Origin of the sequence: Sphingobacterium sp. 1.A.4 (genome assembly GCF_002734245.1) — a bacterium.
GTDB classification, from domain to species: domain Bacteria; phylum Bacteroidota; class Bacteroidia; order Sphingobacteriales; family Sphingobacteriaceae; genus Sphingobacterium; species Sphingobacterium tenebrionis.
The window spans coordinates 24,201-38,319 of sequence record NZ_PEAZ01000055.1; the positions used below are offsets into that span (position 1 = coordinate 24,201).

Consider the following 14,119-nt stretch of genomic DNA (forward strand, 5'->3'; position numbering starts at 1 on the left):
GAAGTCGAAGCATCTACATTTGGTACCCGAACAGATCCTTCGACTGCGCTCAGGATGACATGAAGGAAGATTGCTTCGTTCCTCGCAATGACGTTCTACTTCCCGAATAAATCAAATAATTTCTTTCCGAAATTCTTATCCACCGTAATATAAGAAGGATAATAAATATTCTGCCCGGCAATATTAATCGAAGGCTTAATCTTCAGCGCAATAAACCCTTCCGACTTCTTATTAAACAATTCATCAAAGAAATTCTCAAAACCATTCTCTTTCGCCTTATTAAAAATATTAGCCTTAAAGGTCATCGGCACAATCGCACTCTCCCCCTGCCCTAAATTCACATTCTGATCCACCTTTCCCTCAAACAAAGGAGATCCTTGCACCTCAATAATATACTTAAAAGAATTAAAAGCCGCTTTTTTCACCTCCGGATTGGTAATCTTCAAATTCACCTTTCCTTCCAAAGGCAGTTCCTTACTGAACAATGCCACAGCCAATCCAGCCAAAGAAGAGATATTATAATTCCCATCAGCCCCCTTATACGACGAAAGGTTCTTTCCATTGAACTTTACCTGCTCCACCGAAGCCACATCATATTCACAATCAGCCAATGCTTTTATCTGCGCCTTCTTATTCACCTGACAGCCCGAAAGCAACAATACCGAACATAAAACAATTAAACCTGCTATTTTTTTCATATCCAAACTAGTTAATATAATTCCTAAATACTATTTCCTGCCAAAATTATAGATCAGCCCCAAGGTAAAAACCGCATTTCCCGGTTTTAAAAACTCATTGCTCATCAATCCAATATTCCAGCCATTGGTATATTGCAATTGCAGCCCCTTACTCAATTCCATCCGTGTAAAGAACACCGGTTCCACAAAAACATTCTCCTCCAAAGCATGATCAACACCATTCAGCTTAAAACTATCCATTTTAATTCTGCTCAAACGAATGGCCGTCCCATAATTCAGACTCCGCTTCTTACCAAAAAGATTAATCTTGTTTTTTCTGGTCGATGAAAAATTCGCCTGAACAAAGATTTTATTGAAATCCAAGTCCCTTGATTCCACCGGATCAGCCCCTGTAGTACTGGCTCTTTTATCCACATCCAACGTAGATCCCAGACCATAACCACCATAAAATTCCAACACACTGCGTTTGGATTTTCCGACCAAGGTATAATACCCCAATCCCCCTTCATAGAGGTATTGATTAAAATCATGATTACTGGATTTATAATCGATGTAGGAACCATTGGCAATGATCGCTAGGTTATCTGTGATGGCTACCCCAGCATTTCCACTGAGATTTCCCTTGAGGTTAACATGAGCTGCTAAATAACCCTCACCCTTATTATTGAACATCGGCGTTGCTGGAACGTTCGGTAGATAAACTGAACTACAACTGCTCAGAAACCCTACCCCGCATAACAACGCCAATGCCTTTATTGGAGATCTTTTAATATTCATAGTTGAAAATAGTCTCCCTTCTCTACAAATTATTATGCCAAATCTTACAATTTTAACAAAAAGTAAGATTTTATTGGCGAAAGCTTAAATAATACCGTGCGATTCAAGCTGTTGCTGCATCTCTTTTTGCAGGATGATAGCCTCCTCACGCGCTCTTTCCGCAAAATCCTTCCCTTGAGAAGCATAGATGATCCCGCGCGTACTGTTCACCAATAAACCGCAATCCTTGTTCATACCATATTGGCAAACATCAGCCAATGAACCACCCTGTGCACCCACTCCAGGAACCAATAAGAAATGATCTGGAGCATGTTCCCTTATCTTAAGAAAAGCTTCCCCACGGGTAGCTCCCACCACATACATGATATTTTCTGATGTACCCCATGTATTCACCTTATCGATCACCTCCTCAAACAACTGCTTTCCATCCGCATTGTTGAAATTCTGAAAATCAAGACTCCCCTGATTGGAAGTTAGAGCCAGAACGATCGCCCATTTCCCTTTAAAATCCAAAAATGGCGTAACAGAATCTTCGCCCATATACGGTGCAATCGTAATGGAATCGAAATCCAAACCCGAAACCTCCGGATTAAAAAATGCCTGCGCATACATCTTTGAGGTATTACCGATATCCCCACGCTTCGCATCAGCAATGCTGAAACAATCCTTTGGGAGTACCTCGCTGGTCTTCCTTAAAGCTTCCCAACCTTTCACCCCATAACTTTCATAAAAAGCGATGTTGGGTTTGTAGGCCACACATAGATCAGCCGTTGCCTCGATGATCGCTTTATTAAAGGCGAAGATCGGATCTTCCTCTTCCAATAGATGTGGAGGGATCTTGCTGAGATCAGTATCCAATCCTACACATAAAAAACTCTTCTTACGTTTTATTTGTTCAATTAGCTCTTGCTTGGTCATTTTTATTCGTTGATAAGCGAAATAATATAATCTTCAAATTCTTTGGTCGAGTAATCGGCCATACCCTTATGCTCAAAAACCCGGGTTCCATTTTTATTCAGCACGACCGTACTTGGGATCGCTCCGCTCATCCAGGTATCAGGGATCTGGCTTTCCGGAAAATAGATCGGAAGGTTCAGGTTCTCTTTCTCTAAAAACTTAATGGCACCTTCTTGATCATGTTCGATCTCCACCAAAAGGAAAGCGATCTTATCGTTATCCTTGTACTTATCATACAATTTTTGGATGGAAGGCATTTCTGCTCGACAGGGACCACACCAGGTAGCCCATAGGTTGATGAACACTACTTTTCCGCGCAGGTCATGCGTACTCAGGCGATTTCCTTGTTGATCCGAAATACTCATGGTCTCTGTCAATACCATCGGACTTGCAGAGCCCTCGGTATTCACCTGCCCCTTTTCAATATTAGGTTTGAACAAGCCGATCTTCATCAGACCCTGTTGCATATAGGTACGACTTGTAGGCCATATCATTAAGCCTATTAAAATGGCAAAAACCACATAATAGGTAATATCTTTCTTAGAAACCTTCTTTTTTTCCATGATTAAGCATCAAATTTCTCCAATTGCTTCAGTAAGGTAGCAAAATCTTTAGGGTATTCCGCCTCAAAACTGTATTCTTTACCGTCAAGTACGAATTTCACTGACTTGGAATGAAGGGCAAACCGCTTCATGATCGGTTGTTCCTGCTGGTCTTTGGATAGGGTATATCCCCTTTTCTTGATCTGCGAAAGATATACCGGTTTCCCCCTATACATGCTATCCCCAACGATAGCAGCATGTTGTGTCGCCAAATGTATCCGGATCTGGTGCATGCGACCAGTAATCGGCTTACATTCAACCAAGGTATAATGCTTGAAAAACTTCAAGCTGTTAAAGATTGTTTCTGAAGGTTTTCCATTATACCGATCAATGGTAACATTCTTGTTTCCCTGATTGAGGATCGGAAGATCCACCAATAGGTTTTCAAAAACATGGGTACCATCGATAATGGCATGGTAAATTTTATCCACTCTTCTTTTTTCAAATTCAATGGACATCAATCGGTACGTTTCTGGATTCTTGGCGATCAATAAGATACCGGAGGTATCCTTATCCAAGCGATGGCAAACCTGCGCATCGGGATGGTATTTCTTCGCCAAACGTAAAATATTCACCTCTCCACCTTCGCGAGCATCCAAGGATGGAATAAAAGGAGGTTTGTTGATGACGATCAGATTATCATCTTCGTGAATGATCAGGTCCTGAAATTTTGGATATTTAAAGTGATTTTGTTCTTGTGGAATCATCCCGCAAAAATAAGAATTAAACGGTAATTTTCTATTCCTATAAAAAAAGCTAATTTTGCAGGAAACGATAGAGCATATGTCAGTTAATAAAGTAATCAAGAGAGTTACCACATCCGCCTTGCGCGATATGAAACACCGGGGAGAGAAAATCAGTATGTTGACCTCCTACGATTATTCTACGGCCAAGATCTTGGATCAGGCCGGTGTGGAAGTATTATTGGTTGGCGATTCGGCAGCCAATGTTTTTGCAGGATTTGAAACAACCCTACCCATTACTTTGGATAATATGATCTATCATGCTGCTGCCGTTGCTAGAGGGGCTTCCCGCGCAATGGTCATCGCAGATATGCCTTTCGGCGAATACCAGGGTGCTACGGATGATGCCTATAAAGCAGCGGTCCGTATGATGAAGGAATCTGGAGTCCATGCCCTGAAGATGGAAGGTGGCGAGGAAATCATCGATAACATCAAAAAGATCGTTCAATCGGGGATTCCGGTATGTGGACACTTGGGCTTAACACCGCAATCCATCTATAAATTCGGAGATTTTGGTGTTCGGGCAAAAGAAGAAGCAGAAGCTGCACGACTGAAATCGGATGCCCTTGCGCTTCAGGAAGCCGGTTGTTTTGCCATCGTCTTGGAAAAAATCCCTGCCGAATTAGCTACAGAGGTTTCCAAAATGCTCGATATCCCAACGATTGGTATTGGCGCAGGTAACGGTTGTGACGGACAGGTATTGGTCGTAAACGACATGTTGGGCATTACCCAGGAATTCAAACCTAAGTTCTTAAGACAATATTTGAACCTGGCAGAGCAGATAGGGAATGCGGCGAAAGCTTATGTGGCTGATGTGAAGGCTGGCGATTACCCGAACGAGTCTGAACAGTATTAATCCATGCAAAAGTTCTTATTGATCATCGCCCTGTTGGGAATCCTTTTATATTTTATCTCCAATAAAATCATAAAGGCCGGGAAATCCATGGCCATAAAAAGACAGGCCAAACAAGGTTATGTATTAGTAGACAGCAATGAGCAACTGATCAATAAAGTAATAAAAAGCTGTTTATACAGTGTAGGTATTGGCGTAATCCTTTTGGCCATCACGTTGTTTTTGGCGATGAAGGTCAAGATCCTATTGTTGATGCTTCCGATCAGCCTATACCTGATCGGGCAGATCCTGATCCTGAACAACCACCTCAAGTATGCCAAAGAACAGGAGATCTGGTTCAATCCGCAAAATAGTGATGTATTAGTGGAATGGGCAAGCGGCAATCAGGTCCGCTTCAACCTTCTAAGGGATATCCAAGGCATACGATCCGTGAAAGCTATCCAAAAAAATAATAAGGTGTTGTTTGGTTATTATGAACTAATCGTCCAGAACAACCCCTTGTATATTCCCTTTCTATTGGAGGAAAACCCACTTAATAAACGATTCTTTCAATCCTTAAAGGATAACTATACCATCGCGCAAAAGTCTTCCCTCTTCCCCATGATCTAATGGCTTCGGCTATCTTTTAGATCTTTGGGAGCTTATAGCCATTATGGTATGGAGCTGCAAGCAGTCTATTCGCTTCCGCTTCTTTAAATTGCTGTCGCTCTTTGTTCCAATAGATTTTCTTACCGGTTCGGTAGGCAATATTTCCCATTTGGGATAATTTGGCAATATGGCTCCCGATTTCCAAGGGTGCATTTAATAAGCTTGGATTCTTGGCCTTCACCGCTTCAATGAAATTATAGGTATGCAGATCCAATCCATTATCCACTTTCTTCTGCAAAGGTACAGGCTCCATTTTCTTTCCTTCCGGAATCACCTCCCAGCCATTCCGATCGACCACTAACGTACCATTATTACCGATAAAGGCAATACCATGTTCCCTGTTATATGGTCCTCCGGAAATACTTGCAGCATGTTCCCACAGGAGGTTAAATCCGTCGAACTCATAAACAGTAGTCAAGGTATCAGGAGTTTCTCCTGCATCATCGGGATAGGCAAATTTACCTCCCGCCGCCATGATGGATTTTGGATCGGAGACTTTCATTCCCATCAGGGCATAATCCAATAGATGCACCCCCCAGTCGGTCATCAGGCCGCCGGCATAATCCCAATACCACCTAAAATTATAATGGAACCTATTGGCATTAAAGGGTCTTGATTTTGCAGGACCGATCCAGCGTTGGTAATCAACCCCTTTAGGCACCTCGCTGTCTGCCATCGCAGGAACACGCTGCTTCCAGCCAAGATAAGCCCAAGCCTTCACCAACCTGATCTTTCCCAATTTACCGGAATGCACAAAGTCTATGGCGTCCCGGAAATGCTGCTGCGATCGCTGCCACTGGCCTACCTGCACAATCCGCTGGTATTTATCCCTGGCAGCCAGCATGGTATTGCATTCCACAATGGAATTCCCAATAGGCTTTTCGACATATACATCTTTACCCGCCTTCACCGCGTCAATCATCTGTAAGCAATGCCAATGATCTGGTGTACCTATCATCACCGCATCCACCTCCTTATCCTTCAACAGGTCCTCGTGTTTTTTATAGACTTTGGGGTTCTGACCAAGCTTTTTCAACTGGGCCAATCGGTCACTGATGACCTGATCATCGATATCACAAATGGCTTTACAAACGACATCCGGATGTTTCAACAAGGAATTCAGATTAGACCAACCCATCCCTTTGATGCCGATTGCAGCAACTCTTATTTTCCCTGCGTAACCCAAATTCTTGGCATAAAGGGAAGATAACTGTAAAGCAGGTATCAACAAAACGGACTTTTGGATAAAATCTCTTCTGGAAAGCGTCATAATGTTTAGGTTTTTTCTGAAATACTAAAATAATGAGCCTAATCCAATAATAATATAACTTTAACTGGAAATTGTGTAACAATTTCAAACCCCTTTCTAGCGACCTTTGTTACTATATTAACAGGGATAAACCATGAACAAGGAAAAAACATATAAAGTGTCAGGCATGACCTGTAATGGTTGCAGGACAAACGTGGAGAAAAAACTCAATGAATTGGAGGGAGTACATGCCGAAGTAAATCTTTCGAAAGGGGAAGCAAAAATCCATTCGGAGGAGGAGCTGGATGAAAACGCGCTCCAGGAAAAATTAGATGAACTAGGCGGCGCCTACCAGATACATTCGGATGCACATGCCCATCAGCATCATGGAGCGCATCAGCACAAAGAGCCGGAATTGTCCGAAAGTGGGCAATATATCTGTCCGATGTTCTGTGAAGGAAAAGATAAGATCTATACGGAACCAGGGCGTTGTCCTGTTTGTAATATGCATTTACGCCCTATCGAAAAGGTGGACTTTAATGCCCCATCCCATCAAGCAACCAGCGAAAAACCGAAAACGACTGCAAGTAATGCGGGGAAATATTATTGTCCGATGATGTGCGAAGGCGACAAGGTCTATGATAAATTTGGCTCCTGTCCGGTCTGCGGGATGAACCTGGAAAAGATTCCAGAAATAACCCTTAAGGTGGAATATACTTGTCCCATGCACCCAGAGATAGTGCAGGACCATCCGGGCAATTGCCCCATCTGTGGGATGGACCTGGTGGCAAACCAAGTATCGGAGGCCGACGACGAACATTATAAAAGTCTATTAACGAAATTCTGGATCAGTGTAGCTTGTACCGTTCCGATTTTCATCCTTTCCATGGGCGACATGCTTCCTGGACAACCCATCAGCAAGATCATCCCCTATCATATCAATGCCTGGATCCAATTGATCCTGACGCTTCCAGTCGTATTCTATACCTGTTGGATGTTTTTTGAACGTGCATGGACTTCCTTTAAAACCTGGAACCTGAATATGTTCAGCTTAATCGGACTGGGTGCTGCCGCTGCCTTTATCTTCAGTCTATTGGCATTTTTCTTTCCGCAGATTTTCCCAGCAGAACTGAAAGGCCATCATGGCGAGGTGCATCTCTATTTTGAATCGGTAGCCGTTATCCTGACTTTAGTCCTTCTCGGCCAGGTCATGGAAGCTAAAGCCCATTCCCGGACAAATTCAGCCATCAAGGAATTGATCAAATTGAGCCCCGCAGAAGCTATTCTGGTAGAAAATGGAAAAGAAAGAAAGGTTTCCATTCATGATGTGAAAGTGGGTGATGTGCTTCGCGTACGTGCGGGTGATAAGATACCGGTAGATGGCTTGGTAACTGAAGGTTCTACTTCCATCGATGAATCCATGATCACCGGTGAGCCTATCCCGGTAGAAAAGAATGCCGAAGACCAAGTAATAGCAGGTACCATTAATGGTAACCATGAAATATTGATGAAAGCCAATCGGGTGGGTAGCGAAACCTTGTTATCCCAGATCATCCAATTGGTGAATGACGCCAGTAGAAGTCAACCACCCATCCAAAAGTTAACGGATAGGATCTCTAAAATATTTGTACCAACGGTGATCGTTATTGCGATCCTTACCTTCTTGGTCTGGAATTTTATGGACATTCCGAACAGTACAGCCATGGCATTCTCCAATATGCTGGCTGTTCTGATCGTAGCCTGTCCATGTGCACTGGGTTTGGCAACTCCAATGTCTGTCATGGTGGGGATCGGAAAAGGTGCGAAATCAGGAATTCTGATCAAGAATTCCGAAGCATTGGAAAAACTGGAAAAAGCAGATGTGCTGATCGTCGATAAGACCGGTACGATCACCAAAGGAAAACCTTCTGTTTCGGAAGTGATATCTGGAAATCCAAAGTTCAAGGAAGACGATATCCTTCAGATTGCAGCATCCGTAAATAAAAACAGTACCCATCCCCTTGCACAGGCCATGCTTGATAAAGCCAATGAAAAAGGATTACAGGTATTGGATGTGGTCCAATTTGAAAACATTGCCGGAAAAGGAGTTTCTGGAAAAATCCACCACCTTTCGGCCCTGTTGGGTACACCTCGGTTGATGAAGGAACAGCATGTATCGCTTAGCGCAGCGCAAGAAGCGCAGATCGAAGAACTACAGAAAAAAGGAAATTCGGTATCGGTATTGGCTATAGACAAGCAGTTTGCCGGTATTGTTGCTGCCTTCGATGCACTAAAGGAGAGCAGTGTCGAAACCTTGAAGAAGTTTCAGGAAGAGGGCATTGAAGTTTATATGTTCACCGGGGATAATAAAAATACCGCAGAAATCGTGGCTAAAGAAGCCGGTATTAAGCATGTACAAGCAGGCTTATTACCTGAAGATAAATTGAAAGGCATAAAGAAACTGCAGGCGGAAGGTAAGAAGGTCATTATGGTGGGCGATGGAATCAACGATGCCCCTGCCTTGACCCAAGCCGATATCGGCATTGCCATGGGAACAGGAACGGATGTTGCTATCCAAAGTTCTGAAATCACCTTGGTGAAAGGCGATCTTACAGGCGTGCATAAAGCCTATCGATTGAGTAAGGCTATGTTGAGCAACATCAAACAGAACCTTTTATTTGCTTTCTTATATAATGTAATTGGAATTCCTATTGCAGCGGGTGTATTATACGCCGCAACAGGTTTGCTGATGTCGCCAATGATCGCAGCAGCCGCCATGAGTTTGAGTTCGGTTTCTGTAATTTTAAATTCTTTACGATTGAATGCGCTGAACTTGGAAAAGTAAAATGAACCTATATAAAAAAAAAGCAGACAAATGTGCACTGACAAACTGACCTTTTTAAGGTGTTTGTCAGTTTTGGCATAAAATCATGCTTTAAAGCTATTGTAGTCCTATTGTCACGAAATCTGGCTCTCCTTGGAGAGCCTTTTTCTTTTTGCGCTATCAATCAATCGCTTACAAAATCATCAAAATTTAATGACAATGGCAGAAACATACATCCTATCACTTTGGCACAGGTATTGAATAATTGACCGTACATGACAATTAAGTCAAATATTAAAATAAATAATCATGAAAAAATTATTACTTACTTTAACAGCTGTTTCAGCATTATCATTAGCAGCAAATGCACAAACTGAAAAAGGAAAATTCTTATTAGGTGGTACAGTTAACTACGAAGGAACAAGCATTAAAGATAACGATGCAAAAGATAACAAGTTTGGAATTGCTCCACAAGTGGGTTATTTCGTAGCAGATAATATTGCAGTAGGTACTGGTATTGGTTACAGCTGGTCAGAAACAGAAACTGATGCTGGTGTAAAAAACACAAACAATGCTTTCACCTTAGCACCTTTTGGTAGAATGTACTCTGCTAACCAAGGTCCTGTTAAATTCTTCGGACAATTATCAGTTCCTATGGCATGGGGTAATCATGAAATCGATGGTACTAAAATTGGAAATACATCAAGCTATGGTGTAGAATTGGCTCCAGGTATCGCTTATTTCCCAACTAGCAACATCGGTATCGATTTTAAAGTAAAAGGTCTTTACTTCAACTCTGAAAAAAGTGAAGTGGATGCTACAAATACCTCTACAACAGTGAATAAATACGGCTTAAATGCTGATTCATTCGCTCCATCTGTAGGTGTTACTTTCCACTTTTAATAGCAAATAGAGATAAATGTGAATAGAAAAGGGTTGGTTCCAATAGGACCAACCCTTTTTATATAGACTATTTCAGGAACTTATATTTTACGGTTCCCCCTAATTTCATGGAGTTTTTGGTTCCAAATGAACCCAGTTCCATTTCTAATAAGTCGCCATTTCTCAAGGGCGCTTGATAGCCGACTCCCAAGGAGCTATACAGGCTATTGATACTTCCTCCTTTAATGATTGTGCCATTATCCATTTGGGATTCACCATACTCGTAAGCGTAGCCCAATGCACCTCCTAAATAAAAGGAACCCACATAATACCTTGCGCCTAAACTGGCCGAGTACAGATGGTGTTTGAGCAGGCCTTCATCATCACTGGAAAAATCCGAACCGGTCAGTTCTTTTCTGGTCTGTTCATAACTTAGGCCTGCAGTAAAACCTACTGATCGGAAAGGTTTATACTCATACATCAACCCCGCTCCATAGGATGGCCCCTTTAATTTGAAGTCATAACCTGCAATTGGTCCAAGTCCTAGTCGATGCTTTTCGGGAAGATCTAAGGTTTGAGCTTTAAGATGGCTTGTTAAACAAACAGCGCCAAAAACAAAAATTAGTGCAAATTTTTTCATTTTGATGATTTTTTAATGCGTTAAACATGTAATAGAATACATCAAAAATAGGTTACCACTCGTAGATATTAATATTTTTAACTTAGATTAACAATTTGTATATCAATATGTTAACTTTTGTTAATTAACATTATTTAATTCTCCTTTTAGGTTTCCGGACTGTATTAAGAAATCCAGATAGGTAGGGCGATCTGCTTGAGGAGATTGGCGAGGTTAACTGTTGAGCTCTCCTCCGGTTTCACCCACCTGACCTCTTCAATTTCTGCTTGCGCAAGCCACACTTTATCCGAATCAGCTAATTGGCATCGGAATACAAACCCCCTTACCGTCTTTCCTTTTTCATTCACCGCTTGGGCTTCATGCACGGTCAAAAAGGAACACTGCTCCTCTCTAAGGCTTAGACCTATCTCCTCTTCCAATTCGCGGATCAGGGTATCCACTGGTCGTTCATTGCTCTCGATCTTTCCACCAGGAAGTTGATAATAGGTCGATCCGAATTTACGCACCGTTAGCAGCTCATTCTTTTTATTGATGATGATGGCAACAGCAATCTTTATAAATCCATTTGGCTCCATAACTACAAAAAAAAGCTAAATTTTTCGAAATCCGCAAACTTGGAATGATTTTTAGGCTCTAAAGCTTAAGAAACAGTTTTAGTATCAAAAGTTTTGATATTTTTACTAAAATTGACAAAAACACTAAACATTACCAAACTATTCGAATGAGAAATACGATTTTCTTTATCTTTCTTTTTGTTATTATAGCAACAGCTGCCTGTAAAAATTCATCTAAAAACAGCAGTGCTGCGGAACTTCGGAGAAAAGATTCCCTAGAAAAAGTAAAGGAAGCTAAAGAAGCAGCTGAAAAGGCTGAAAGAGAAAAGCCTCGTACAGCTGCGGACATCAAACTGGACAAGGACATCCAATTTGAAAAATATACTTTGGAAGATGTTTATCCTTATGAGGATACTACCCGGATATTTCAGTTTGATAAGATAAAAGAAAAATTAGCCCATATAGAGAATTTCATGAGGATGCCTCATATCTATGGTGTCCTGGACAATTATAAAAACAGGAATGGCGAAGCTGCGGTTGTAGAGAATTTTGTAAGGAACGCCTATAAACGGGTTTCCGACACCTTGGGGAATGAAAAGTACCAGTCGGCTCCTTTATATCAATCAGAAAACAGTAAGAAACCGAGTAGATATGGGCGCGATGGTTCCTTGGTAGCCATTGAAAGCAGTGATACCTTGGACATGGTAAAAGTGACCGGTTTATCCTTTGAAGGCACTTGGTATGTACCGAAAAGATACGTCAAATCGAAGGGAGATTCGGTGAAAATTGCCCATGTTGCGGTGGTAGATGTTACAAACCAAAATATTTGTGTGCTGGAAAGAACGGGTGAAAATGAGTGGAAAATCAGGTCGATGAACCCGGCAACTTCGGGCCGTCATAAGCCTCCTCATGCGATGGAAACTCCGCTAGGAATCTTCTTCGTTCAGGAGCAAAAAGCCAAGATGTTCTACTTCAAAGACGGCACGAAATCGATCGAGGGATATGCCCCATATGCGTCCCGATTCACCAATGGAGGCTATATTCACGGTGTTCCGGTCAATAATCCGAAAGGAAAGATCATCGAATACAGTTGGTCCTTGGGAACCACGCCACGATCGCATATGTGTGTGCGGAATGCGTCCTCTCATGCCAAGTATGTGTACGACAATTTTAAGCCCTTCCAATCCTTGGTGGTTGTGATTGATTAATACTATTTAACATTTTGATTGTCAATTTTTTCCTAATTTTGTATCCGAAGATTAGGAAAAGTGCTTATGAACAAATTATTGCTATTATCCCTGTGGGCAATCGCAACTTCAGGATTCAACGTAAACCAAAACCATTCCAACATTATTCAGGAATCGACATCAGAAATTGTTAAAACTACTGAGGTTAGCAAAGACCCTATCAGAGGACTTTATGATGAAATGAAACTTTCATCGATTTTAAAATGGGAAGCTTTCGAGCAGGCCATGCAAGGATACAACCAACTCCGTGCAAAGAACAAAGACATCATTACCGTGATCGACTTCACCTTACCATCTACCGAAAAGCGGATGTATGTGATCGATCTGAAAGCGAAAAAATTATTATTCCATAACATCGTATCCCACGGAAGAAACAGTGGCGAAAAATACGCTACTTCTTTCTCTAATAAACATGGATCTTTCCAAAGCTCCTTAGGATTCTATGAAACACAGGAAACCTACAACGGCGGAAACGGATTTTCATTACGCTTGAACGGTTTGGAAAGAGGAATCAATGATCAGGCTAGACCACGTGCGATCGTTATCCACGGTGCAGATTACTGCAGCACAGACGTCATCAAATCCACTGGAAGGTTAGGAAGAAGCTATGGCTGCCCTGCCCTGCCAAGAGAATTGAACAAACCGATCATCAACACCATCAAAGACGGCAGCTTATTGTTCATCTATTCGCAGAACAAAGAATACTTGGCCAGTACAAAAATCATCAAAGCGCCGAAATTGAACCAACCTACCAATACTATGATCGCGACACAACACGACGCAGAATTGGATAAAGGTAAAGGCGTTCTGAACTAAGATTAAGAATAAAAAATACTAGCAGAGGCTGTATCGATTAACCGATACAGCCTTTTCTATTTTAAAAGCTTTATTGTTATAATAGGACAATACATATTTTATCATTACCTGCTTCGAGGTGCAAGCGCCATGTAAGTGACCTGTAAGTGAGTTGTAAGTGACTTTAGGCACTTACATACTACTTGCAGCCTACTGACAATATCGGTTCATAGGGGCTCTTCCTATGTCTTGAACTTCCCACGTCATTGCGACACCCACGTCATTGCGAGGAACGAAGCAATCTTTCAATTTGTCATGGTGAGCGTAGTCGAACCATCTGTTCGTTTATCAGCGTACAGATCCTTCGACGATGCTACCAATGACATGTTGTATAACCTATTGTTAATCAGATCAATGTATCTTCTCTAATTTCATATCGAACTCCAGTGCCAACCTGTTCAGGTACTTTTCCTTCTGCTTTTTCAATTGTGTTTCATAGGTCTGCACCCCTTGTTCCACATAGGTAGTCCCCTTTACCATCAGTCGCCAATACTGTGCTGCCAATTTGTTGGCCATGGCCTTAATGGCGATCATAGGCCCTTTTCTGGCCCGAAGCCGTCGTCCGAATTCCCCGATCGCTATTTTCTTGCTCTGTAGGAGTCCCTGTGCAA

The 14,119-nt window shown here is 41.9% G+C and carries 15 protein-coding genes; 6 read left to right on the forward strand and 9 right to left on the reverse strand.

The annotated features are described in order from the left end of the window. Positions 1–95: 95 nt before the first annotated feature. From CRJ00_RS09365 to CRJ00_RS09385, 5 genes are all read right to left on the reverse strand, one after another. Entirely contained in the window at positions 96–698 is a 603-nt protein-coding gene (locus CRJ00_RS09365) for a hypothetical protein (protein ID WP_099366616.1), read from the reverse strand. A gap of 30 nt (positions 699–728) precedes the next feature. Beyond that, positions 729–1,475: a hypothetical protein gene (locus tag CRJ00_RS09370; protein WP_099366617.1), complete on the reverse strand. Its 747-nt coding sequence runs from the start codon at positions 1,473–1,475 to the stop codon at positions 729–731. Positions 1,476–1,559: 84 nt separating this feature from the next. Next, positions 1,560–2,393 (reverse strand): orotidine-5'-phosphate decarboxylase, encoded by an 834-nt coding sequence (pyrF, locus tag CRJ00_RS09375; protein ID WP_099366618.1) that lies wholly within the window; start codon positions 2,391–2,393, stop codon positions 1,560–1,562. 2 nt (positions 2,394–2,395) lie between these two features. Next, complete coding sequence (locus tag CRJ00_RS09380) at positions 2,396–2,995, reverse strand: TlpA family protein disulfide reductase (protein WP_099366619.1); 600 nt, start codon at positions 2,993–2,995, stop codon at positions 2,396–2,398. Positions 2,996–2,997: 2 nt separating this feature from the next. Continuing rightward, positions 2,998–3,741: an RluA family pseudouridine synthase gene (locus tag CRJ00_RS09385; RefSeq protein ID WP_099366620.1), complete on the reverse strand. Its 744-nt coding sequence runs from the start codon at positions 3,739–3,741 to the stop codon at positions 2,998–3,000. Between the two features lie 76 nt (positions 3,742–3,817). On the opposite strand from CRJ00_RS09385, the gene panB reads away from it, so the two are divergent. Then, on the forward strand, positions 3,818–4,633 hold the full coding sequence (panB, locus tag CRJ00_RS09390; protein ID WP_099366621.1) for a 3-methyl-2-oxobutanoate hydroxymethyltransferase: 816 nt from the start codon (positions 3,818–3,820) through the stop codon (positions 4,631–4,633). Positions 4,634–4,636: 3 nt separating this feature from the next. Beyond that, positions 4,637–5,239 carry a hypothetical protein gene (locus tag CRJ00_RS09395; RefSeq protein ID WP_099366622.1) on the forward strand — a complete coding sequence of 201 codons (603 nt, stop codon included), beginning with the start codon at positions 4,637–4,639 and terminating at the stop codon, positions 5,237–5,239. A 16-nt stretch (positions 5,240–5,255) separates the two neighbouring features. Here the strand turns inward: CRJ00_RS09395 and CRJ00_RS09400 are convergent, their stop codons facing one another. Then, on the reverse strand, positions 5,256–6,548 hold the full coding sequence (locus CRJ00_RS09400; RefSeq protein ID WP_099366623.1) for a Gfo/Idh/MocA family protein: 1,293 nt from the start codon (positions 6,546–6,548) through the stop codon (positions 5,256–5,258). A 133-nt stretch (positions 6,549–6,681) separates the two neighbouring features. On the opposite strand from CRJ00_RS09400, the gene CRJ00_RS09405 reads away from it, so the two are divergent. Next, positions 6,682–9,351 carry a heavy metal translocating P-type ATPase gene (locus tag CRJ00_RS09405; RefSeq protein ID WP_099366624.1) on the forward strand — a complete coding sequence of 890 codons (2,670 nt, stop codon included), beginning with the start codon at positions 6,682–6,684 and terminating at the stop codon, positions 9,349–9,351. Between the two features lie 288 nt (positions 9,352–9,639). Further along, on the forward strand, positions 9,640–10,233 hold the full coding sequence (locus CRJ00_RS09410; RefSeq protein WP_099366625.1) for an outer membrane beta-barrel protein: 594 nt from the start codon (positions 9,640–9,642) through the stop codon (positions 10,231–10,233). A gap of 67 nt (positions 10,234–10,300) precedes the next feature. Here the strand turns inward: CRJ00_RS09410 and CRJ00_RS09415 are convergent, their stop codons facing one another. Together CRJ00_RS09415 and CRJ00_RS09420 are read right to left on the reverse strand one after the other, a co-directional pair. Then, complete coding sequence (locus tag CRJ00_RS09415) at positions 10,301–10,852, reverse strand: hypothetical protein (protein ID WP_099366626.1); 552 nt, start codon at positions 10,850–10,852, stop codon at positions 10,301–10,303. A 164-nt stretch (positions 10,853–11,016) separates the two neighbouring features. Then, complete coding sequence (locus tag CRJ00_RS09420) at positions 11,017–11,427, reverse strand: NUDIX hydrolase (RefSeq protein WP_099366627.1); 411 nt, start codon at positions 11,425–11,427, stop codon at positions 11,017–11,019. Positions 11,428–11,573: 146 nt separating this feature from the next. Between CRJ00_RS09420 and CRJ00_RS09425 the strand changes: the two genes are divergently transcribed. Both CRJ00_RS09425 and CRJ00_RS09430 read left to right on the forward strand, forming a co-directional pair. After that, on the forward strand, positions 11,574–12,614 hold the full coding sequence (locus CRJ00_RS09425; protein WP_099366628.1) for a L,D-transpeptidase: 1,041 nt from the start codon (positions 11,574–11,576) through the stop codon (positions 12,612–12,614). A gap of 66 nt (positions 12,615–12,680) precedes the next feature. Then, positions 12,681–13,469, forward strand: coding sequence for a murein L,D-transpeptidase catalytic domain family protein (locus CRJ00_RS09430; RefSeq protein ID WP_167554250.1), 789 nt, complete (start codon positions 12,681–12,683; stop codon positions 13,467–13,469). Positions 13,470–13,859: 390 nt separating this feature from the next. Here CRJ00_RS09430 and CRJ00_RS18800 read toward each other — a convergent pair. Continuing rightward, on the reverse strand, positions 13,860–14,119 hold a 260-nt coding region (locus CRJ00_RS18800; RefSeq protein WP_218962203.1), incomplete at its 5' end, for a hypothetical protein.